This is a genomic window from Balneola sp. EhC07 (genome assembly GCF_001650905.1).
GTDB lineage: Bacteria > Bacteroidota > Rhodothermia > Balneolales > Balneolaceae > Balneola.
The window spans coordinates 117,267-140,849 of sequence record NZ_LXYG01000002.1; the positions used below are offsets into that span (position 1 = coordinate 117,267).

General features: G+C 39.2%; 17 protein-coding genes. 7 read left to right on the top strand and 10 right to left on the bottom strand.

The features are described from left to right. The first annotated feature begins 28 nt into the window (after positions 1–28). Together A8B79_RS01590 and A8B79_RS01595 are read left to right on the top strand one after the other, a co-directional pair. Entirely contained in the window at positions 29–2,830 is a 2,802-nt protein-coding gene (locus tag A8B79_RS01590) for a WD40/YVTN/BNR-like repeat-containing protein (protein ID WP_066217178.1), read from the top strand. Beyond that, positions 2,820–3,296 carry a DUF192 domain-containing protein gene (locus tag A8B79_RS01595; RefSeq protein ID WP_066217181.1) on the top strand — a complete coding sequence of 159 codons (477 nt, stop codon included), beginning with the start codon at positions 2,820–2,822 and terminating at the stop codon, positions 3,294–3,296. The genes A8B79_RS01590 and A8B79_RS01595 overlap by 11 nt, the downstream gene beginning before the upstream one ends. Before the next feature lie 53 nt (positions 3,297–3,349). Here A8B79_RS01595 and fbp read toward each other — a convergent pair whose 3' ends face one another. The 4 genes from fbp to A8B79_RS01615 all read right to left on the bottom strand — a co-directional run bounded on the left by fbp (position 3,350) and on the right by A8B79_RS01615 (position 6,442). Then, a complete protein-coding gene (gene fbp / locus A8B79_RS01600; protein ID WP_066217183.1) occupies positions 3,350–4,390 on the bottom strand; it encodes a class 1 fructose-bisphosphatase in 1,041 nt (346 codons plus the stop codon). Positions 4,391–4,456: 66 nt separating this feature from the next. After that, positions 4,457–5,050: a dephospho-CoA kinase gene (coaE, locus tag A8B79_RS01605; RefSeq protein ID WP_066217185.1), complete on the bottom strand. Its 594-nt coding sequence runs from the start codon at positions 5,048–5,050 to the stop codon at positions 4,457–4,459. A 2-nt stretch (positions 5,051–5,052) separates the two neighbouring features. Next, a protein-coding gene (gene prfB / locus A8B79_RS01610; protein WP_153038320.1) for a peptide chain release factor 2 occupies positions 5,053–6,169 on the bottom strand; the annotation gives its coding sequence in 2 pieces (ribosomal slippage) (positions 5,053–6,102 and positions 6,104–6,169; 1,116 coding nt in all). 12 nt (positions 6,170–6,181) lie between these two features. Beyond that, positions 6,182–6,442, bottom strand: a complete 261-nt coding sequence (locus A8B79_RS01615) for a glycine zipper domain-containing protein (RefSeq protein ID WP_066217188.1) — start codon at positions 6,440–6,442, stop codon at positions 6,182–6,184. Positions 6,443–6,537: 95 nt separating this feature from the next. On the opposite strand from A8B79_RS01615, the gene A8B79_RS01620 reads away from it, so the two are divergent. The 5 genes from A8B79_RS01620 to A8B79_RS01640 all read left to right on the top strand — a co-directional run bounded on the left by A8B79_RS01620 (position 6,538) and on the right by A8B79_RS01640 (position 11,018). Then, a complete protein-coding gene (locus A8B79_RS01620) occupies positions 6,538–7,665 on the top strand; it encodes a BtaA family protein (RefSeq protein ID WP_066217190.1) in 1,128 nt (375 codons plus the stop codon). Next, positions 7,658–8,254, top strand: coding sequence for a class I SAM-dependent methyltransferase (locus A8B79_RS01625; protein ID WP_066217192.1), 597 nt, complete (start codon positions 7,658–7,660; stop codon positions 8,252–8,254). Before A8B79_RS01620 ends, A8B79_RS01625 begins: the two co-directional genes overlap by 8 nt. 62 nt (positions 8,255–8,316) lie before the next feature. Beyond that, a complete protein-coding gene (locus tag A8B79_RS01630; RefSeq protein ID WP_066217194.1) occupies positions 8,317–9,501 on the top strand; it encodes a proline dehydrogenase family protein in 1,185 nt (394 codons plus the stop codon). Between the two features lie 620 nt (positions 9,502–10,121). Next, positions 10,122–10,427, top strand: coding sequence for a hypothetical protein (locus A8B79_RS01635; protein ID WP_066217196.1), 306 nt, complete (start codon positions 10,122–10,124; stop codon positions 10,425–10,427). Between the two features lie 219 nt (positions 10,428–10,646). Next, on the top strand, positions 10,647–11,018 hold the full coding sequence (locus A8B79_RS01640; protein ID WP_153038321.1) for a hypothetical protein: 372 nt from the start codon (positions 10,647–10,649) through the stop codon (positions 11,016–11,018). Between the two features lie 112 nt (positions 11,019–11,130). Here A8B79_RS01640 and A8B79_RS01645 read toward each other — a convergent pair whose 3' ends face one another. From A8B79_RS01645 to A8B79_RS01670, 6 genes are all read right to left on the bottom strand, one after another. After that, positions 11,131–12,906, bottom strand: a complete 1,776-nt coding sequence (locus tag A8B79_RS01645; protein WP_066217201.1) for an ABC transporter ATP-binding protein — start codon at positions 12,904–12,906, stop codon at positions 11,131–11,133. A gap of 11 nt (positions 12,907–12,917) precedes the next feature. After that, positions 12,918–14,135, bottom strand: coding sequence for a ribonuclease Z (rnz, locus tag A8B79_RS01650; protein ID WP_066217203.1), 1,218 nt, complete (start codon positions 14,133–14,135; stop codon positions 12,918–12,920). Positions 14,136–14,200: 65 nt separating this feature from the next. Then, positions 14,201–15,952: an ABC transporter ATP-binding protein gene (locus A8B79_RS01655; protein ID WP_235603519.1), complete on the bottom strand. Its 1,752-nt coding sequence runs from the start codon at positions 15,950–15,952 to the stop codon at positions 14,201–14,203. An 81-nt stretch (positions 15,953–16,033) separates the two neighbouring features. Beyond that, the gene (locus tag A8B79_RS01660; protein WP_066217206.1) at positions 16,034–17,065 is read right to left on the bottom strand and encodes an NAD(P)/FAD-dependent oxidoreductase; all 1,032 of its coding nucleotides are present in this window, start codon (positions 17,063–17,065) and stop codon (positions 16,034–16,036) included. 25 nt (positions 17,066–17,090) lie between these two features. Further along, complete coding sequence (locus tag A8B79_RS01665) at positions 17,091–18,461, bottom strand: acyclic terpene utilization AtuA family protein (RefSeq protein WP_066217208.1); 1,371 nt, start codon at positions 18,459–18,461, stop codon at positions 17,091–17,093. A 192-nt stretch (positions 18,462–18,653) separates the two neighbouring features. Beyond that, positions 18,654–23,570 carry a T9SS type A sorting domain-containing protein gene (locus A8B79_RS01670; RefSeq protein ID WP_066217210.1) on the bottom strand — a complete coding sequence of 1,639 codons (4,917 nt, stop codon included), beginning with the start codon at positions 23,568–23,570 and terminating at the stop codon, positions 18,654–18,656. Positions 23,571–23,583 lie beyond the last annotated feature (13 nt).

A 23,583-nucleotide genomic window follows, 5' to 3' on the forward strand; every position in this document is an offset into this window, starting at 1 on the left:
TCCTGCACATTTCAAACTAACTATGATTATGAAAAAGAATCTTTCTTCCTTTCTTGTTTTACTTATTGCACTTTTTATCTCTGATAATTCCAGCGCTCAGCATGTTGAGTCTACAACAAAAGCTGAATTGGACACTTCTATTGAGCAGCGCGACAAACTCAGAGAATCATCAGCTTTTAAAAACTATCCGCTCCGTAACGTAGGACCGGTGGTTATGAGTGGTCGCGTATCTGATATTGCCGTACATCCGGAGAACAGTAGAATATTTTATGTGGGTTATGCTTCAGGTGGAGTTTATAAAACTGTGAATAGCGGTAATACAATGAAACCCGTCTTCGATCATGAAGATGCTTTAGGAATTGGAGATCTGGCTATTTCCAGAGCAAACCCAAATGTGATCTGGGTTGGAACCGGAGAAAATAACAGCAGTCGTTCCAGTTATGCCGGTGCAGGCGTTTTCAAAAGTATGGATGGCGGAGAAACCTGGAAATACACGGGGTTGAGAAACACTCAGCATATTGGAAGAATCGTAACCCACCCTACAAATGAAGATATTGCCTGGGTTGGATCATTGGGAGCCTTGTATTCATATAACAATGAACGAGGTGTGTATAAAACTACCGATGGTGGCGAAACATGGAGCAGAACTCTTTTTGTAAACGACAGCACCGGAGTGATTGATCTTGTAATCCACCCAACTGATCCTAATATTCTTTGGGCTTCTACATGGGAGAAAGATCGAAAAGCATGGAATTTTAAAGAAGGTGGAAACGGATCTTCTATTTATAAATCAACCGATGGAGGTGAATCCTGGAGCAAATCAGTAAAAGGATTTCCTCAGGGAGATTTTGTTGGGAGAATTGGTTTAGACGTGAGCCTAAGTAATCCGGACGTGATCTATGCTATTTTGGACAATCAATTTGAAGTCAAAGAAGAAAGAGATTCTGATAGCGATGCGCTCACTCAGACTTCATTTATCAAAATGTCTGATAAAGACTTTATGGAGCTGGATAATAAAAAACTGGAAACGTTCCTTCGCAGAAATGGCTTCCCTGAAAAGTACACTGCAAAAAGTGTTAAAGCGGATGTTGAGAATGGAAAATATAAGCCAAAAGCTTTAGGTGAATTTCTTGGAGATGCGAATGCTGCACTTTTCAACACCAGTATCAAGGGTTTGGAGGTTTATCGTTCTGATGATGGCGGAGGAAGCTGGAATATCACTCATGATTACGAAATTCCGGGTGTTTATAATACCTATGGATATTATTTCGGAGAGCTCAGAGTTGATCCTAATGATGAGAATATAATCTATGCATTAGGGGTTCCTTTCATTAAATCTACCGACGGTGGAAAAAGCTGGACACGAAAAGCAGCTAACGATCCCGTACACGCAGATCAACAAGCTCTATGGATAGACCCGAACGATTCTGAACACATACTTTTAGGTAATGATGGTGGGTTGTATGAAAGTCATGACGGAGGTGAAAATTTCATTCATCACAATTCTGAAGCTGTAGGCCAATTTTATACTGTAAGTGTAGATATGGAAAAACCTTATAATATCTATGGTGGTTTGCAAGATAATGGTACTTTTGTTGGTCCTTCTACCTCCACACCAAATAGAAACAGACCTTGGGAAAGATTGTTTGGTGGAGATGGTATGCATGTTTTTGCTAATCCGAATAATGCAGATCTCGTTTATGTAGGTTTCCAATACGGAAATTACTTTCGTTTAGACAGAGATAAAGGAACTTCTTCCCGAATTACTCCACGACATTCAGTCGGAGAGCCACGCTACCGTTATAATTGGAATACACCTGTAAACCTAAGTCATCATAATCCTGATGTGGTTTATTTCGGATCTCAAAAGCTTAGCAGATCTTTAGATCGGGGTGAAACATGGACGGCAATCAGTCCTGATCTTACTAATGATCATCCGAATGGAAATGTCCCCTACTCAACTATAACCACAATTGCAGAATCACCTTTAGACTTCAATCAAATTTGGGTTGGTACAGATGATGGTAATATTCAACTAACTCGAGATGGTGGTGCCAGCTGGACCAATGTTACCGGAAGCATTCCTAAAGATCTCTGGGTCAGTGAAGTTCACGCTTCTGTTCATGACAAAGGAACAGCATACGCTTCTCTTAATGGATATCGTTTCGATGATTTTGATACTTACCTATATAAAACAACTGATTTCGGCAAAACATGGAAATCTTTGAAAGGTAATCTCCCAAATGAAGTTGCAAACGTGATTGTTCAGGATCCTGTAGTTCCTTCCATTCTTTATGCAGGATTGGATCATGGTACTTACATCAGTTTCGATGATGGGAACGAATGGCATTATCTGAACCAACTTCCTAATGTAGCAAGCTACGATATGGTTGTTCATCCACGTGAGCATGAACTGGTTATTGGTACACACGGAAGAAGTATCTGGGTAATGGATGTTAAACCTCTTCATAAACTCTCTGAAAGAATAAATGAACAGGTAACCGGATTTTCACCGGAAGACATTCGACATTCAGACAGATGGGGTTCCCAGTTTGCTCCATACAGAGAACCTTTTAATCCGAGTGTGGATCTGATGTATTTCGTTTCAAACAAAAATGGAGATTCGGTTGAAATATCTGTTAAAAATAAAGAAGGCAATAAAGTATTCACCACTAAACAGAGTGCTGAATATGGTTTTAATGTATTTGAATGGGATTTGGTAATTGATACAGATAGAGACGGTAATAAATCTTACATTCAGAAAGGTGAATACACTATCGAATACAAAGTTGGAAGATCAACACATATTACAAGTTTCAATGTTAAATAGACTATGCCTGATTACCCTCTCCATCATGTTGTTGAATGCATGTGGAGAGCCTGAAAAAAAGAAGAACCCTACTGAAACCAAAGGACGTGTTCTTGAATACACAAATACACTTTCTTTTTTAAGTGCTGATGGAGAAGTCGTTTCGACGCTCAGATTTGTGAAAGCAGATGATGAAGCTGAAAGAAATCAAGGTTTAATGGACGTAAATTCCATGCCTTCTGACGCTGGAATGGTTTTTTACTTTGACAATGAAGAACCACTGAGCTTCTATATGATGAACACCCCTCTTTCGCTCGACATCATGTACGTAAATGCTGACAGTGTGATTGTGAATATATATAAGAGCACAACTCCGTTTTCTTCAAAAACATTACCATCGGGAGAGCCTGCTAAGTATGTTGTGGAGACAAATGCAGGATACAGCATTTCCAATGATATTAAAGAAGGGATGAAAGTCCGGTTTTGAACCGATGTTTTAAAATCCGGTTTAAGTTATGAACCGGATTCTTTCATCTAGACTTAGATTTCTACTTCTGCTTCTTCTTTTCCGGCAAACTCGTGTAAAAAATCCATTACGTGAGATACATTCTCTTTTGAGCCAATATAAATCGGAGTTTGCTGATGAATGGCTGTTGGTTCTATATCCATTATTCGTTGATGTCCGTCTGTTGCCATTCCTCCGGCCTGTTCAATTATAAAACTAAGTGGATTGCACTCATACATCAATCTTAGCTTACCATTCGGATATCGCTTGCTATGCGGATAGATGAAGATCCCGCCTTTGATCAATGTCCTGTGAAGATCAGCTACCATTGAACCAATATATCGTGCTGAATATGGTCTTCCCGATTCCTGATCATCTTCCTGGCAATACTTTATGTACTTTTTAAGGCCAAGCTCCCATGAATTATAACTTCCTTCATTGATGCTGTAGATCTTGCCATGATCCGGGATCTGAACTTTGCGGTCACTAAGAATAAACTCGCCCAAACTTGGATCAAGAGTAAATAAACTAACATTCAAACCTGTAGTATAAGCTAGTGTAGTAGATGATCCATATAAAACATATCCGGCAGCCACTTGCTTAGTTCCCGGTTGAAGCGCGTCTTCTTCTCTTAAGGTTTGATCGAAGCGCGGCTCTCTCATATAAATCGAAAAAATACTTCCTATCGATACATTTACATCAATATTTGAAGATCCATCCAAAGGATCCATATACACAATGTATTTTCCTCCGGAACTACTTAACTGAACAATACCATCATTCTCTTCAGAAATAACCATACAAGTTATGCCCGAACGTTCAAGAGCGGAAATAAGCTGAGAATCAGCAAAAAGATCCAGCTTCTTTACAGACTCACCATGGATATTCGTTGAACCATCATAACCTAAAATATTGGTAATACCTGCTTTATTAACCTCACGGGAAATAATTTTTGCAGCAAGGCTGATATCTCTTAACAATTGTGAAAGCTCCCCAGTAGCTCCCGGAAATCTGTTTTGTGCCTGAATTATAAATTCTTCAAGCGTTACAAGCCTATCTTCTTTTTGTGTAGTCATTATCCCTAATAAATTATTTGGAAGCGCTTTTCTGTAATATATGAATGTTTTTTAGTCAATTTCCTTTTAAAATTTCCTAATCTCTTTCAGAAGCAATCTTGCCTTTTCCTTTAATTCGGTAACGCCTTCATCGTTTGTGACTACAAAGTCTGCTAAATCTCTGAGAGTAGAAAAATCTTGTTGTGCTGAAATCCGTCCTTCTACTTTTTTTCTATCAGAATTATCTCTCTCTACAACACGCTCCGTTCTTTGTTGTTCATCCGCTTCAACAAGCACAACATAATCGAGATCTTCAGGTCTTCCATGCTGTAAAAGAATCGCCGCTTCTTTAACGAAAACATCCGCTCCTTCTCTCTCTTTTTGGGCTGATATTTCCTCAACCTTTTTCCAAAGTACCGGATGAACCAAACGATTCAGTTCTGCAACTCTACCTTTTTCAAATGCTTCTTCTGCCAGAAATTGTCGGTTTAGAATCCCATTGTCCAGATAGGCCTCATCACCAAAAACAGATCTTATATTCTTTACGAGTTCCTCATCTTCAACCATGAGTTTTTTTGCCAGATCATCTGCATAAACCACGAATGCACCTAATCTTTCCCATTCTTTGCACAGAGTAGTTTTACCTGAACCTATTCCTCCGGTTACTCCTACCCTGATCATGCTTACTGGGGCTGCGTTGAAATGGTTAGCAAATACGCTTTTATGAATTCATCCAGATCCCCATCCATAACTCCATTTACATTGGATGTTTCGTGATTGGTTCTGTGATCCTTTACGCGCTGATCATCAAATACATAACTTCTGATCTGAGATCCCCATTCGTTCTTTCCTTTGGAACCTTCGAGCTTAGCTTTTTCTTCTTCCTGAATTTCCTTTTCCAGTTCGTAGATTCTGGACTTCAATAAGACCATAGCTTTCTCTCTGTTCTGAAGCTGTGAACGCTCCTGCTGACATTCAGCAACTACTTTCTCTATCCTGCCATCAGAAAGCTCACCCTCCCAGATCAAACGTACTCCGGTTTCAACTTTGTTCACATTCTGTCCACCGGCACCACTGGAATGAAAACGCTGAAGTTCTACTTCACTTTCGTTGATGTTCACTTCAATAGAATCATCGATCAATGGCGAAACAAAAACAGAGCAAAAAGAAGTATGTCTTCTGGCATTACTATCGAATGGAGAAACTCGCACTAAACGATGAACACCGCTTTCTGCTTTCAAAAAACCGTATGCGTTGGTTCCCTGTACTTCGATAGTCGCTGATTTTAATCCAGCTACATCTCCATCCTGATAGTCGATATTGGAAACTTTGAAATCATTCTTTTCAGCCCAGCGGACATACATTCTGTATAACATCTGAGCCCAATCCTGGCTTTCTGTTCCTCCGGCTCCGGGATTGAAAGTTACCACCGCATCTCTCTGATCATCCGGACCATTAAGCATATTTCGCAACTCCAATGCTTCCAGTTTATTCTCGAGCTTGGCATATTCTGCTTCGATCTCGCTTTCAACATCTTCACCCATTTCTTCAAATTCAAGAAACACATTGATGCTGTCACGCAGATCATTAAGTTCATCCCAGGATTCTACCAGACCTTTTTCATTATCCATCTGCTTCATAACTGCCTGTGCAGAAGTTGGATCATTCCAAAATTCAGGATCCTGGGTTTTCTCGGTAAGTTCTATTATGCGGACTTTTCTTTTGTCGTAGTCAAAGATACCTCCTGAGCGAATCCACGCGCTCATAGAGTTCATTTAGGTGATCTTTATTAATTCCCATTCGTTCAGTTAATTAGTCTTTTCCGCCTCTGGTAAGCAACACACCCAGAAATAGTCCGGCTACAAATGCCACACCTAAACCCTGCTCTGGATTTGCTCTCACATACCGACGAGCATTTCTGTATTCATGTCGCAATTCTCTTTCCAGGCGGTCTTTTTCGTATTGAAGTTTGTCCAGAGCTTTATCGTAACTTTCTATAGCTTTTTGCTCCAGAATATCTCCGGCTTTTTCCAGCCCTTGTTCAATTTTTTTCTTTCTTTCTGTAGTATCCATGTGATTCCTTAATTGATTTTAAAAATACAAATTTGACGGCAAATTGTTAGGATGTTTCGGCTGAACCTTCCTGAAAAATATGCTAAGTTTATTTAATGAAAAATTCGCTTTCGAATCTTTGGTTTAAATACCTTACGTCTCATTTTCTTATATACAATACCAGCTGGGAAGATCCCGAAATTGACCGAAATCTAATTAATCTCCATCCCACCAGTGATCTGTTAATGATAACGAGCGCAGGAGATAATGCGTTCGACTATCTTCTGGATTATCCAAGTTCAATCGATTGCATCGACATCAATCCATACCAAAACGCACTTTTGGATCTGAAATATGCACTTTTTGAATTCGGGAGTTTTGAGAAACTGAATTCTATGTTTCTGACGGGCAAAACAAAGCACTACCAATCAATATTCAATGATATAAAGCACCTGCTGAACCCGCATTCCCTGAATTTTTGGAGTAGCAATATCCATTGGTTTTCCGCGGATAAAGGATTCTATAATTCCGGGCTAACAGGTTATTTTGCAGGAGTTTTAAATTTTTTGATCGATATAAAGGGTTTACGTTCTGCTGTAAATTCTATTATAACTGAAACTTCACCTGATAAAAGAGCCCGAATATTTGAAACAGAAATAGCTCCGGCTCTTTGGCAAGGATTCAGTCAGCATTTCTGGAAGTCTAAACTCATACTAAGTCTTGCCGGTGTGCCTGATACTCAGCGCGGTAGTATTACCGATCTCAACGAGTATATGAAGACCACACTTTGGAATTTGTTCGTTAAACAAGGCGTTAACAAAAATTACTTCTGGAAGCTGTATCTGGAAGGAAACTACACCGAAACTTGCCGGCCTAATTATCTAAAAAAAGAAAACTTTGAACTGATTCGATCACAACTCCATAGTCTATCCCACTCAACCGGAACTGTGACTGAATTTTTAAATACTTCCTCAAAAAAATATTCTCATTTTGTATTGTTAGATCATCAGGACTGGCTTGTTGGAAATGGTACCGATCAGCTGGAAAAAGAATGGATTTCTATTCTTAGATCAGCTAAGCCGAAAGCCAAGATTCTGATGCGATCTGTTCATAAAAACACGGAATTCTTACCACCGTTTGTTCAAAGCAAAGTTAAACCAGTACCGGTTTCTACGGATTATTTATTGCAGAACGACAGAGTCGGAACCTACCCTTCCACTTTTCTTCTTGAAGTAGATGTTTGATTCTGTAAACTCATATTACAAAGTACATTCCGGGATCTATGATCTTACACGTTGGGGAATTTTGTTTGGACGAAATCGTTTACTTGAATTAATTCCTGACGATTTCCGTCCCGAAAGGATTTTAGATCTGGGCTGTGGAACCGGAAAGCATATCATCAAACTGGCTGAACAGTTCCCTGATGCTAAAATCATTGGAGTTGATGCCTCTAAAGAAATGCTGAACAAAGCTTCAGCTAAAATAAAGACCTTTGATCGTATTGAATTAGCTCACACTCCTATCAATACTTATTTAAACAACTGCGAGCCTTTTGATCTTATCCTGTGCTCTTACTCTATTTCCATGTTCGGGGATGATCGCAATTATTTAGAATTGATACACGATTCATTAACACAAAATGGCTTGATTGCTATAGTGGATTTTGATCACACTCCTCTAAAATTTTTTGAACACTGGATGAACTTTAATCATGTTGAAATTTCAGGAAGTTTATTCACCGAGCTAAAAAACACTTTTCAAGTAAAGTGTTCAGAAACCAAAAGTGCTTATTCAGGGTTATGGAGGTACTCATTTTTTGTAGGCCGACCATAATGGATTCTATAAAATTTTCAGTATCATTGACTCGCCCAAAAAGCGCTTTCATTTTTTAATACATGCAAGAACTACTCACAAATACTAAAACTGCTTTCAAGTATAAGTCCACTAAGGATCTAAAACTTGCTAAATGGATCTATGGCATCATGCATCAATATCCTGATCTGGTTTTGAGTATGAGTCAACTTGGAATGTTTGCCGTGGAATGGAAAATTCCGTTTGCCGACCAAGTAGTTTATAACACATTCTATAAAGTTTTTTGTGGAGGAAAAGACCTTAAAGATTGTATTTCTGTTGTTGAGAATCTTGCAGAATTTGGCGTTGAAACCGTTCTGGATTACGGAGCTGAAGCCAAAGATTCCGAAGAAGAATATGAAGCTGTAACACAGGAATTTCTTAAAGCTATTCGCTTTGCAGGGAAACACGCTTCCATCCCTCTTATAAGTATGAAGATCACCGCAATTGCTGATTTTGAGTTGTTGGAAAAGTATAGCAACCCGTCTTCAACGAAATCTCCTCAGGAAGTCATTGACTGGGAACGGGCTATGGCCAGATTTGATCTGATCTGTAAAACAGCTTATGAAAACGGTACCAGTATTTTTGTGGATGCGGAAGAAAGCTGGATCCAACCTGCTCTGGATACCATGGTCATGGAAATGATGAAGTTGTACAATACAGAGGCTCCTGTTCTGTACAACACGTATCAGATGTACCTGAAGAGCTCAAGAGATCGATTGATTTCCCATCATTCTGAATTAAAGAAAGCCGGCTTGGTTTTGGGTGCAAAGATCGTTCGTGGTGCATATATGGATAAAGAGTCAAAGCGAGCAGAAGAACTTGGATTAGAAGATCCCATTTATCCCACAAAAGGTGATACGGACGACGCTTACAACGAAGCGATTCTCTACAGTTTTCAGGAGCGGGATAACATGGCTTTTTGCTGTGCTTCACACAACAGGGAAAGCTGTATCATTTTGCTGGAACTGATTAAAGAAAATAAAGTAGAGAATCATCCCAATATTTCCTTCTGCCAGCTTTACGGAATGAGTGACAATCTTACCTTCAATCTGGCTACTCAGGGCGTCAGAAGTATGAAATACTTACCTTATGGTTCTGTTGAAAACACCTTCCCTTATTTGGTTCGCAGAGCTCACGAAAACACTTCTATCACAAACGATGCTTCCCGTGAATATCTGATGTTAAGCGAAGAACTTGAACGACGTGAAAAAGCGAAAAGAAAGTGAGAAAAGAGAATATTGAACAAGGAATATTCAATGATGAGTTTCTAAATTGACTTGGGTTGTTCAATAATTGATAGTTCTAAGAAATATTCGGCCTTAGTATTTAAGACGGAGAAGAGAACATGATCCGGAAGCGTCTGTTAAGCAGGAATAATCCTTTTACGGTTGTTATCAGGACTAAAGTCCTTGCTTGTTTATGTACGAGTTTAAGACAAGAACATAAGCTAGAAGGGGATTTATCCCCGGGTTTCTAATGTCCATCGAATAATTTATACATGTTCATGTACTTTTGTACCGATACTGAGCTTCCTCTGCACAGGCTCCAGTACCAAAAGCTCCCGACAAGAATTATTGGCGCGAACTCCATTACATCGACTAATCATTACAAAAGGTCTTCGTTCGTTTGATACTTATTCAAGAATCATCCTGAATGTAATGATTGCTCCTTCGGAGCCGTCGATTTCATTGCGTTCTTGGTTCGCCAATAATTCTAAAGATCGGTGTAATTGGAAGCTTTTCTGAAATTCTCCGATTCATTTTCATGTATTTTCTCATACATGATTCTTAACTGATTTTATTTATCTTGGAAAATAAAATTTCGTCAATAAAATGGGTTTCTATAGGTGCCTAAAATAGTTTACTTAACAATTTTACTAGTCATACTTTTTGGAGGAGTTTCTTGTATTTCTAAGGATATTGCCTCGGAACAATCAAATTTAGAATCGGAATATCCAAATCCATTTTGTTCTTGCCCAAATCTAGATATTCTATTCAATGTAGATAAAGAGCAAGAAGTTTTGATTTTACTTTTAAACAACGAAAGTGAAAGAATGGATACACTATTTTCAGGAAAATTCACTACCGGTAAGAATATCATTACGCCTCAATTTAGCAATTTAAATTCGGGGGTTTACTTTTCAAATTCATAGGTATTGACACCACCTACATTAAAAGGTTTACTCTTGTTAAGTAAGAATCAATACTAAAAGCTCCCCAGCTTAGTACAAGCGTCTAGTTTGCCCTTTTTCTTATTTTTAAATGAGTCAAAAGAAAGAGTTATCTACAATTGTTCTGAACTAAACTGTGCAGATTCTTAACTCATTTTATTTATCTTGGAAAAACGATATAAACATAAAAAAACAAACCTTATGAGAGTATTCAGTTTAATTCTTCTTTTTGGATTCCTGATCAGTTGTTCTGACAATCAAACGTTCAGCCCGTCTGAAGATATTGAGTTTGGCGCTCCTTACAGGATTATCAAGACATCAGATATGCCGACGATCAACAATGGGGTTCTAAATAGCAGAGTTGGGTACAGCGGTTGTAATCCGGATCACTATTTTGAACTTAAAAGTAACAACGATAATTCTGTGTCTGAAATCTGGCTGTTTAAAAAAACCTCTCAACTCTGTGAGGCTTATTTTGAGGAAGAAAGAGAATTTACGCTATCCGAAAGCATCCTTAGATCCGATAAAATCATTCTGATCACTCCGAGCGAAGAAAGAATTTCTCTTAAGTAGAAAAATTAAACTGTGCAGATTCTTCGCAAGTAAGCTCAGAATGACAAAACAGGATCAAAAATCTCCACTTCAACATTGAATATTCCCTGTTCAATATTCAGTATTCAAACCCTTAGCCTTCTACAAGCTGATCTTTATATTGTAATTCATAGAGTTTTTTGTACAAGCCGTTTTCCTGAAGAATCAATTCCTGATGAGAACCGGATTCCCTGATAACACCTTTATGCATCACCAGAATTTTGTCTGCTCCCTGGATGGTTGACAGTCGGTGAGCGACTACAATGGATGTTCTCCCCTTCATCATTTTATCACTAGCTGCAGTCACCAAAGCTTCTGTTTCGGAATCCACACTGGAAGTGGCTTCATCCAAGATTAATATCTGAGGGTTGTAGACCAAAGCACGAACGAAACAGATCAGCTGTTTTTGTCCCATAGAAAGCGAAGCACCACGTTCACGAAGTTTGTAATCGTAGGTTCCTTTCAGTTTTTCTATGAAGCGATGAGCTTCCACTTTATGTGCAGCTTCGATCACTTCTTCCCTGCTGATATCAGGATTTTCCAAAGTGATGTTTTCTAAAATCGTCCCTGAGAACAATGCGTTATCTTGCAACACTAATCCAAAATTAGATCGAAGTTCATTCAAACTCAGATCACGGATATCAATCCCATCCAGTTTTATACTTCCTTTCTGAATATCGTAGAATCGCAGTAATAAATTAATGATGGTCGTCTTCCCTGCCCCGGTTGCTCCAACAATAGCGATGGTTTCTCCGGCTTTGGCAGTAAAAGAAACGTCTTTCAGAATTTGTTCGCCGTCTTCGTTGTATTTGAACCAAACATCTTCGAAAGTGATCTCCCCTTTCGGATCAGCAATGGTTTTGGGTTCATCAGGTTCCTGAACTTCAGTTTCAATATCCATCACATTGAAAATTCGTTCTGATGAAGCCAGTGCAGATTGGAGTGTATTGAATTTTTCTGAAAGTCCACGGATAGGCATAAAAAACTGTCGAGCGTACTGTATAAAAGCCAGAAGTACACCAAATGTCACTCCACCCATCAGTGCGCGACCACCTCCGTACCAAACGACCAACGCCATGGCGAAACTTGCCATAACTTCTACCAAAGGCCAGAAAATAGAGAAGTAGAAAATGGTTTCAATATGCGCTTTGCGATGAGCCGCATTTATGTTTTTGAATTTATCCTGCTGCTTTTTCTCTCTGTTGAAAAGCTGAACGATGTCCATTCCGTTGATATGCTCCTGCACAAAAGAATTAAGGCGAGCGATCTGATCTCTTACTTCAAGAAAAGATATACGCACTTTACCTTTGAACCAAAACGTAGCATAGAACAGAGCCGGAAGTATCGCTATGGTAACCAGAGTAAGTTCCCAGCTCATACTGAACATAAAGTAGAGAATGAATATGATCCGGAAACAATCCCCGATGATAGCTACTACGCCGTCTGAAAGAAGCTCACTAAGTGCTTCAATATCACTGGTAGTCCGCGTGATAAGCTTACCGATCGGATTCTTATCAAAGAATTGAATATTTAAATTCTGAATTTTCTTAAACACTGCATTTCGCAATGAGAAGAGTGATCCCTGACCAAACCAGCGTGTGATATAAGTGTTGATAACCTGAAGTACAAACTCACCTATCTGAGCAAGAAAAAGAAGTCCAATGATCTTGAGTAGTCCATCCAAGTCATTGAATGCAATGTAATCATCAACGGCGATCTGAGTAAGTTTTGGGCGTACAGTTCCCAGAAATGCCGCTGTCAGTGTTAAACCTATGGCAAGTACTACAAACCATCTGTATGGACGTATATAAAAATAAAGCCGCCGAATTAGTTTTCTATCGACGGCTTTTTTGGTTTCTTTCTTACCCAATGCTTTTCAGTTTAAAATCTGTCCTGATCTCTGTATGAAGATCTGGAGCGATTACTTGAATCTTTGTTCCAACGGTTTTCATCGTTGCTTTTGGGTCTGTCACTATCTGAAGACCTTCTGCTTTTATATCCACTGTTACGATCTCTACTATTGCTTCTGTAATTGCTTCCGCTACTTTTCCTTCTTGGACGGAAGTTCTTTCTGCCGCCTCCTCTTCGATCACTGCTTCCTTTGCTGTAACTGCTACTGCTTCCGGAATCCTTTGTCAGATCTTTTAACTCAACTTTTGCTTTAACAATTCCACGCTCATGGGTAGGATCTGTAAAAATTGGTCGTAACTCATTAGCTAGCCATGCTGGATAAAAACCTTCTCTGGCTTCTTTCAAAAGCAGATGTGCGTTTGTGTATCGTGCGGAAAAATGACCGATAACCAACAGTTTTGTTTGAGCTTCAGTAGCCACTCTTGCAGCATCTTTTGCTGAAGAATGTCCTGTTTCTGAGGCCTTATCAGATAGCGAATCACTAAATGTAGCTTCGTGATAAAGGATGTTGGTGTTCATCCCTAGTTTAACAGCATTCGGGCAGTATTCTGTGTCGGTCACATAAGCAAAACTGTCTCCGGGTCGCGGATGTCCTACGATATCAGAAGATTCTACGACTGTTCCGTCGCTTAAGGTAACATCTTGTCCGTCTTTCAGATCTTTGAACTGCTGATCTTCCGTGATTCCCATTTCAGTAGCTTTCTCAGCATTTACTTTACCAGGTTTATCTTTTTCCTGAAATCGGTAGCCAAGACAATATCTTCTGTGTTTGAGTGCTCTCGCTTCTACATAATAATCCTCTTCATCGATGACCCGAGCTTCATCCGTTCCTTCTTCTACTTCTATGAAGATGATCTCAAAGCCGAGTTCTACTCCCGAAAACTTAAGATTCCATTCCACATATTCCTGAATTCCTTCCGGAGCAACAATTCTCAATGGCTTATCGCGACGTTGAAGTTGTAATGTAGATAACAATCCAATTAGTCCGGAATAATGATCCACGTCAAAATGAGAAATAAAAATGCATTCTATTTTAGAGCGTTTTATTCCGGCCTGAAGCATTCTCATTTGTGCATTTTCGCCACAATCGAAAAGAAAAACGCTTCCTTCGCGCCAAAGGGCTACTGCAGGTAAATGTCGTACTGCTGTTGGGGTTGCTGAGGCTACGCCTAGTGGAACTACTATCATTGTGTGTCTCCCGTAAGTTATTTTAAATGAGGAATCGCGTTCAGGCTATCCTCATATGTCCAGTTTTATATTTCAGCCAGTTCTTGTTCTAGTATTTGCTTGTTATACATGTTAGTATAATGTCCTTCAAGTGCTAAAAGTTCTTGGTGATTCCCAGATTCTACAATTTCACCATCTTTTAAATAATAAATCACATCCGCATCTTTTATAGTTGAAATACGGTGACTTATCATTATTGTTGTCCTGCCACTTAATTCTTGTCTCAAATGTTTTAGTATGGCTTCTTCTGTTTTTGTGTCAACTGCGCTTAGTGAATCATCAAAAATCAGAATATTCGGGTCTTTAATTAATGCCCTTGCAATAGCCGTACGCTGTTTTTGCCCACCCGAAAGAGTTATTCCCCTTTCTCCTAACATAGTCTCAAATTTTTTCTCAAAATCCAAAATATTCTCTTTAACCTGAGCTTTTTCTGCAGCCTCTTCTATCATCTCAGTAGTAGCTCCCTCAATACCGAATGAAATATTATCACTGATGGTATCAGAAAAAAGAAAAGTATCCTGAGGTACAAAGCCAATAGCTGATCGAAGCTTTTCCAGATCCAGAGATTTGATATCCTGTCCGTCTATCAGCACTTCGCCTTCATTTGGATCGAATAAACGTGGGATAAGTTGTACAAGGCTTGTTTTCCCTGACCCGGTTCTACCTACAATGGCTATATTTTGTCCTTTCTCGATCTTGAAACTTACATTCTTGATCACATTTTCAGTGGTATCGGGATATTTGAAACTTACATTTTTAAACTCGATTGAACCAAAAGAAGGTTTTTTACTGTCCTGATCATCAACTTTTGTTAAGCTTTCAATTTCGATAGGCTGATCCAACACTTCTTCAATTCTGTTCCATGACGCAAGAGATTTTTGGAATCTGTTTGTGGTATATCCTAAAGCTGCAACCGGCCAGGTTAAGTACGCCACATAGATCAAGAATTCAGCAATATTACCAACCGTTAGCGAACCCTGAATGATCATCTCTCCACCTTTCCAGATCACAATTAAAAGAGAGATACCGATCAGAAAATTTAGTGCCGGATGAAACAGAGATTCGATCATATCTAAACGAAGCTTTTTCTTTCGATACTGTTCGCTCATCTTCTCGAACTTCTTTTGTTCGTTATCGAGTCTGTTGTATGCTTTTATTAACCGGATACTGGAAAAGGTTTCCTTTGCCTGTCCTGCCAGTTCAGAGTATTGCTCCTGAATTATAATTGAGTGCTTGTGTATGTAACCTGTTATCCAGTAAGCAAATACAGAAATGAACGGAAGTGGAATTAATGCCCAGATCATGAGGTCTTTACTCACTATATACATCATGGTTATCACAAAACCCGCTCTGGTAATCGTGTTAATGCTATACATGATAACCGGACCGTAGTATTCGCGGACTTTGTTTACATCTTCAGTTGCCCTAACATAAATTTCTCCGGAGGAATACTTTGCATAGAAACGTTGAGGCAGCTTCATGAGTTTTTCCAGAATCTCGTTTCTCATATCAAATTCAACTTTTCTGGAAGAAACGATCAAAGTCTGTCGTGTTGCAAACAGCAGAATTCCATATAAAGCTACTGCTCCGATCAGATAGCCTGCATTTTCAGCAAGTACTATTCCGGCTTCTGTTGAGAAAAGCGTCGAAAAAAGAGTGTCTGCACCATCGTAATCAGCATTTTTCAGCGCTTCTACTTCATCCATTGTTTTACGGATAAGACCGGGAATCCAAACCAGAAAGAAGTTAGCACCTGTAAGGAACAGGGTACCCAGCACCACTGCCCACTTATATTTACTGAGATAGCTATTTAATCGTTTTAAAGCACCCAAAAGGTCGGGTTTTAAAAGTTTATTTATTTAGTCTGAAAATTTATCTGACCAGAATTTACCAATCGCAAGGCCGGATAAATATGCAGATTCTACAGAATCACCATTCATATAACTACCTACCAAAGCTATGGGGGCATCGTTCCCAACTACTTCCATAAACGGAGATGGTAAAGGATTAACCGCTTTTGTGTATCTCCAGAAATGCAGTTGTTTCCACTCCGGAAGAGCACTCCACCCGCCTAAGATCTCCGCGAGTTCATCCAGAATAATTTCCTGCACTTCATCGCGATCAGAATCCTTGAATTTAGTTGCAAATTCTGAGGTAGTATGAACTACAAATGCACATTCTGAGTCTTCTGATCTTTTTGAAGTTTCATTTGTTATAGATTCGATAACGTCATTATCGCAAGTCATCATTGCCCAATCAGGGTTATCTGTTGAACCATATCCAACCATAAGTGAAAAAGAAGGAGCGTATTCCACATCATCCACTTCCCGAAGAAGCTTAAGCGTTTGAACTTCATCGATCGTTGTATTCAGAATTGCATATGCCTGTTTTGACGGTGTAGCAAGAATAACGGCATCAAAATTTTCTGTTAGACCGGTCGGGAAGTTTAGCATCCAGGAACGTTTCTTGGTTCGGTCCTCGCCAATATGTGTTACGCCACTGACTTTAGTTTCAGTTCTGACATCCACCATTCTGGCTAGTTTTTTCCCAACCTGATTCATTCCCTTTGGAGCAATGTATCTTTTTTTGGATGGTTTAACATCAGAGAGCTCACCTTTCTCATTCATATGCACGAACGGGCCTTGCCAAGGAGTTAATATTCCAGCTTCAACCAGCTCATCAATTAATGGTTCAATATCAGGAGAAGAAACTTCTATATATGGTAAACCATGATCAACTTTAGTGGAATTATCTGATCCTGCATAACGGGTAGCTAACCTGCCGCCGTAGCCTCGGCTCTTTTCAAAAACAACAACTTCATGTCCTGACCCGGCTAATACTTTTCCGGCTGTTAATCCTGCTACCCCTGCTCCAATTACTGCAATCTTCATTATCTGTTCTGATTGATTTAGTTAGTTAGTTAATTTCGTAAATAGTTACTCTTGGTTGAACTGCTTTCTTTGCCAACAACGCCGGCCAATAAGCCACCACGTCGCTTGCTTTAGGACGTCCTCCGGCAAAACCCGTAACACCGCTTGGTCCGGTCAATATCAATGGCGCTATTTCCATACCAAAGCGGTTCAAATCTTCCTTTTTTGGTCCTGTAACTGAAATTCGCATTTGAATTTCATCAATATCATCATTCTCGGGATCATCATTGGTAGGACGTTCATCCACACCATTGTATCCAATATATTCTTTTTTGAATTCTGTTAGATTCAAGCCAAGAGCCTTTGCTCTCTCTTCCAGTATTTCGGCTCCTTTTTGAGCTTTTTTAAGAGCGTCAGGCCATGAGTACACCAAGGTTGCTGATAATTTATATCCATCGTTGTAGCTAGCGGAAACTTTATAGGAATCCGTAAATGGCTCACCTTTAATTCCGTACACTTTAACTCTGTTCTTACCAACATCTTCAACATGAATGGAAGTAAAATCAGCTACTACATCCGGAGTTATATAATCTTTCGGATCACCGATTTCATATAACAATTGCTCTTTTACTGTTTGCGAACTAACCAATCCACCTGTCCCTTCATGTTTAGTAACAAAAAATTCACCGCTTGGATAAGCTTCTACTATAGGAAATCCTATATCTGTAAAATCTTCAACTTTTTCCCAGTCTGTGAAATTACCACCTGATGCCTGAGCACCACATTCTAAGATATGTCCGGCAATAGTACCAACCGACATTTTATCAAAATCATCGTATTCCCAGCCAAACTCATGGATCATTGGAGCTAAAGTAAGTCCGGTATCAGTTACACGTCCGGTAATGATAACATCAGCACCTAATTTCAAAGCTTCAACAATTGGCTGACAGCCAAAATAGATATTTGCACTTAACAACTGATCTTTAACCGTCGTGATCGGCTCACCGGTTTCCATATTTTTAAGGGCATGTCCATCTGCAATCAATTCGTCAATGTTCGGAAGAATATCATCACCGTCTACAACGGCAACTTTAAGGTTTTTATAACCTTTATCTTTAGCGATCTTCAGAATCTCATCCTTGCAAGCCTGAGGATTTACCCCCCCTGCATTGCTGATCACTTTAATTCCGTCTTTTTCAATCTCGGGCAGAACTTGTTCAACTACTCCAACAAAATCCCGTGCATAACCCCAATCCGGATTTCGCATTCTTTGTTTCTGCATAATGGACATGGTCACTTCTGCCAGATAATCCATTACTAAATAATCTATAGGCCCTTTTTTAGCCTGATTTACCGGAGCAATTGGGAGATCTCCCCAAAAACCTTGTCCTGATGCTATACGAATAAATTCTTTCACGAAAAGCTACGTCTTGATTAAGTCTTTTAATTGGACTGAATATCGTGAAAAATAGAGTGGTTGTGAAATAAAAAAACCCTGTCTTTCAAAACAAGGTTTCTCGATGAACATATGTTGTTCAGGTTAGTAAGGACAATCTAACCTAATACAAATCAGAAGGTATAAAAACGCATATTCAGGTGGTTTCGGGTATTATTTTATCAAAGTCATTCTTTTAATTTGCACAAAATCTCCTGCCTGAATTCTGTAAATGTACATTCCTGATGACAGATCAGACGCATTAAAAGTTACTGTATGATAACCTGCTGATTTTTGAGCGTTAACAAGTGATTTAACTCTTTGTCCCAACAAATTATAAACATCCAGTTTTACTACTGCGGCTTCAGGAATACCAAATTTAATGGTAGAGCTTGGATTAAATGGATTTGGATAGTTTTGTGAAAGTGAAAATTGAGCAGGTAACTGTCCATCATCCTCATTTGATGTTGACATAGTTACAACAAGAATAACATCTACAGAAACTGAATCACCGTCTGCATCTTTAGCAGTAAAGGTTAACAATCCTTCTCCGGTAAAAGTATCTGAAGAAAGTTCGATTAGCCCGTTTTCTGCATCCAGTGAAAAAGTTATTTGTTCCGGTACAACAACAGCGGAAAATATAAGCTCTTCAAAAGGAGTCTCAACGTCATTAACTTTTCCTGCGAAATTAAATTCTCCCGGAAGTTTAGTAGTAAATGAAACTGTATCAACCAGGTTCTCAACATAAGGAATGTCGTTTATTGAGAGCACTTCAACAGTAAGTGTGTCATGAACAAACAAACCACCTGTGTCAGTAGCTTTAATAACTAACTGATTAACACCATTAGAATCCTGTACTGATGAAATAAACAGTGAATCCTGATTTAAGCTCGCATTTATATTTTCTGAGGTAAAAACGATCTCATAGACAAGTTCCGGCGATTCATTATCCGTAAACACTGAATCAAGACTTTTCACAAAGTATGTTGCAAAATCCTCTTCCAGAGTGATCTCACCTAGTGCACTTTTAACTGTCGGAGCACTTTCAGGTGCTTCTTTAGTCGTAAAAGAATTAGCTGTTGAATAATCACTATCTCCTGCCGTATTACTTGCCTTAACCCTCCAGAAATAAGTGCTTTCGTATTCAAATTGATCTACAAGTATTGATGTGTCTGATAAAGTTGAATCATACAATACAGAACTGAATACATCACTTCCTGAAATTTGAATAGTATAATCCTCAGCAGACCCAATATTAGTCCATACAAATTCTGTCTGTATTTCCAGATTATTGGCGCCGTCAGCCGGACTGATAAGCGTCGGAACGTTCGGAATATCAGGTGTAGTGGTGAAAGTCATAACCGGTGACCAGTCAGAATAATCTGAAGCAGCGCCGATTCCACGAACTCTCCAGAAGTAAGTAGTCTCAAAATTTAAGTCACTACTGATTCCGGTTGTAGTGTCTGATTGTATATCTGACACCAAAGTTGTGTTGAATTGAACATCATCCGAAAGCTGAAATTCATATTGAACTGCACCTTGTGCATTAGTCCAGATAAATTCCGGAGACACACTCACATTTTCACTGTTGTTTTCAGGTGACAAAGGTGCCGGTACAGATGCATCTTCCGCTTTTACAGTAAATGAAAAGGTAGTTGAATAATCGCTGTCACCGGTAGAATTTGAAGCTTTTACTCTCCAGAAATAAACGGACTGATAATCAAACCCACCAGCTGTTTCCATGGTATCGGAAAGCGTTGATTCTAAAAACATAGTTGTAAAATCACTTACTTCTGATATTTGTAGTGTATAAGATTCAGCATTTACTACTGATGACCATTTGAATAAAGAAGTGATGTCTAAATCCACAGCCTCATCTTCAGGTGAAACCAAAACCGGAGCTTCAGGTTTATCAAATATTGTTTTAAAATTAAATACCGGCGACCAATCAGATGTATCACTCACTCCAATTCCACGAACTCTCCAGTAATACTGCGTTTCATAATCAAGATCGGAGCCAAGACTGTATGTAGTGTCGGTCAGAGTCTGATTATCTGTTAATGAAGAGAAATCCAATATGGACGAAAGCTGGAACTCATATTTAGTTGCACCTTGTGCTGCACTCCATACAAAGTCAGGAGAAAGCTCACTATTTTGAACATTATTTGCAGGACTTAACAATTCAGGAACGGAAGCATCTTCAGCTTTAACTGTAAAAGAGCTTACTGTTGAGTATTCACTTTCACCTGCAGAATTAGAAGATTTTACTCTCCAGAAATACTTTTGCTGAAATTCCATCCCTCCTACATTTTCTGAAGTATCTGATGTGATCACATCAAAGAATATACTCCCGAATAAGCTATCCGTAGATAATTGGAATGTATATGAATTTGCTCTGTCAGCGTTATTCCAGACAAATGTTGTTAAGGTATCAACATCAACATGATCATCTGCCGGGAAAAAAAGTTGCGGAATTTCCGGTTCCTGTTCTTTTACAGTGAAGGTTCTTGCCGAAGTCCAGACACTTTCTCCAACTGAATTTACAGCTCTGACTCTCCAATAGTACGTGCTTGCAAACTCGAATTTTATGTCCTCAACCATTGTAGCACTCAGGCTATCTTCAAAAAAGAGGATGTTGAATTCCGAATCTGTCGCAACCTGAATTTCATAAGCTTCTGCATCATTAGAAGCATTCCACTGGAAACTCACCAGCGTATCCAGATCTGTTGCATTGTTTAGCGGAGATGTTAGCTGTGGTACATCCGGTAATCCATCTTCGGTAGTAAAACTTCTGGTAGAACTAGCTGCACTCTCCCCTGTTGCGTTAGATGCATAAACTCGCCAGAAGTATTTGATATCGTAATCCAGATTCTGCAACGTCATGAATGTTTGGGAATTACTTAGGGTGCTATCTAACAACGTAGTTGAAAAAAGTGAATCATTTGATATTTCAACGCGATAATTAGTGGCATAAGTAACACTATTCCATTGCACAATTGTTGTCAGCGGTTGGTCTGTGGCATTATCAGATGGACTAGTCTGTACCGGTGATTCAGGAACCGGATCTTGTGTTCTGAATGACCATGCAGAAGTCCAGTTGCTGGTTCCGCTTGAATTTACAGACCGAACTCTCCAGTAATGCGTGGTACTTCCTGACAGACCCGTTACATTCAAATTATCAGACAGAACTCCGGTAGTATCTAAAACCGGTGAAGAGAAACTACCATTGTCAGAGATCTGAACATCGTAAGATTCTGCACCAACTGCATTCATCCAATCAAGATTCGGATCTAATGAAGTATTTTGTTCACCATTTGCAGGATATAAAAGCTCCGGAGTTAGTGGTTTGGTGGATATAAAAATTCTTCCGTTATCTTTTTTAAGATTCGGCGATCCTTCGTTCAGAAAAACTTCATTCAAGATTGGGTATGAATATAAGTCCGAATCAACAGTGGTATCTGCTTTAAACATCAGGTAGCCAATATCGCCGTTGGTTTCTATTGGATTAACTCCTCCTCCAACTAATTTAACCTGAGAAGATGTAAGCTGGTTTTCAGCAAAGCTCCATCCATCTATAAGTGAAGCATCCTGTGCAAAACCAAGGTAATTTAACTGTGTATTTGTATAACTAAAGGTTATATCGGTTGAAAGAATAGATGAACCCGATCTGTCGACATTAGAAATTCTCACCGGATAGTATAAAGTATCAGTAACAAGCATTGACGTATCCGGAAGTTCAACCAACACATCATAAAAAGTGAAGTTATTAGTACTTGCAGTAGCTCCAATGGAATCTTCAGCAGATATAAAAAAGGTACCTCCCTTTTTTGTGATCACTTTTCCACTACTGTCTATCTCTGCAAGACTATTATTCGAAACACTCCAGCTTACAGGACCTGTGTTGTTAGACACTGAAAACTGAAGAGTATCTCCGACTAAATCACCTTCTGACCCTGTATTTGTTATCGATAAGGAAGGTAACGCGTTTGATCGGATTGTAAATGGTTCCATTCCTCCTTTCAGGTCCTCGTTTATCAACACATCACTAAAATATGAGTAATTACTGAACGTCTTAGAGTCAGAATACTTCAAACGTATACTCAATAGTCTTCCGGAACCGATTATATCCGCTGTCTGAGCAAATGCTACAGATATTCCGTTTGATTCAACATTGTATGATACATTAGCTGATCCATCGAGTAATTCGCCTGCATCTATTCCCAGTACTTCGAAATTGTCGCTTACGTTCGTGTTCAGAAAAAATGAACCTGATTGAGCATTCAAAGTCGTCAGGTCAGAAGCGTTTATATGTACCGTGACTTCCTGTCCCTGAAAGTTTGTGGTGTCCTCACCTGTCAATCTGAAACCTAATATTTTAAGATCAGAGGTATCCCTTATTCCCCTGTTGTCTTCTGCAATTATACCGACTGTACCGAACGCTTTGGATTGAACGATGCCATTTGGTTTTACGAACGCTAAAGAAGTATCGGTTACAGACCAGACTGTGGGATCTTCTTGCCCCGAAACAAAAGCCTGTACGGAATCACCGAGTACAATCTCACCTGAACTTGCCAAACTTACATTTATTGTAGGTTTCGCAGCTATATAGGTCTGTCCATAATCATTATTATAAACGATCGGAATATCATCCACACTTTCATTGAAGAATGTATTCGGTTTATCAAAAAAGATATTGCCTGTTCCTCTACGGACAAGTTCAAAATCTATAGAAAATAAACGCCCCGAACCTGTTAGTTCACTTGTTCCTGCTGCAGCGATAGAAATTACATCAGAATCCGATAAATTTGGAGTGACTGACCAACCTGCATCCTTTAAAATGCTGCTGTCTGTTTTAACAGAAAGAGGCAACAAATAATAATCATCGTATGTCAACCTCATTGTAAGAGCCAGAGCTCCTTCACCTGTTAAGCTTGAATCTGCGAACACAGAAATATTTACGGTATCTCCTTCCACATATCCTGCATCGGAAGTTATTCTCTCGAATGTTAACCCAACCTGAGCATTTGCTGATATCGAAACTATTGCCGATATCGCAATGACTGTTAAGATCTTTAGTTTGCTTAGTCTCATAACTTATACCTCG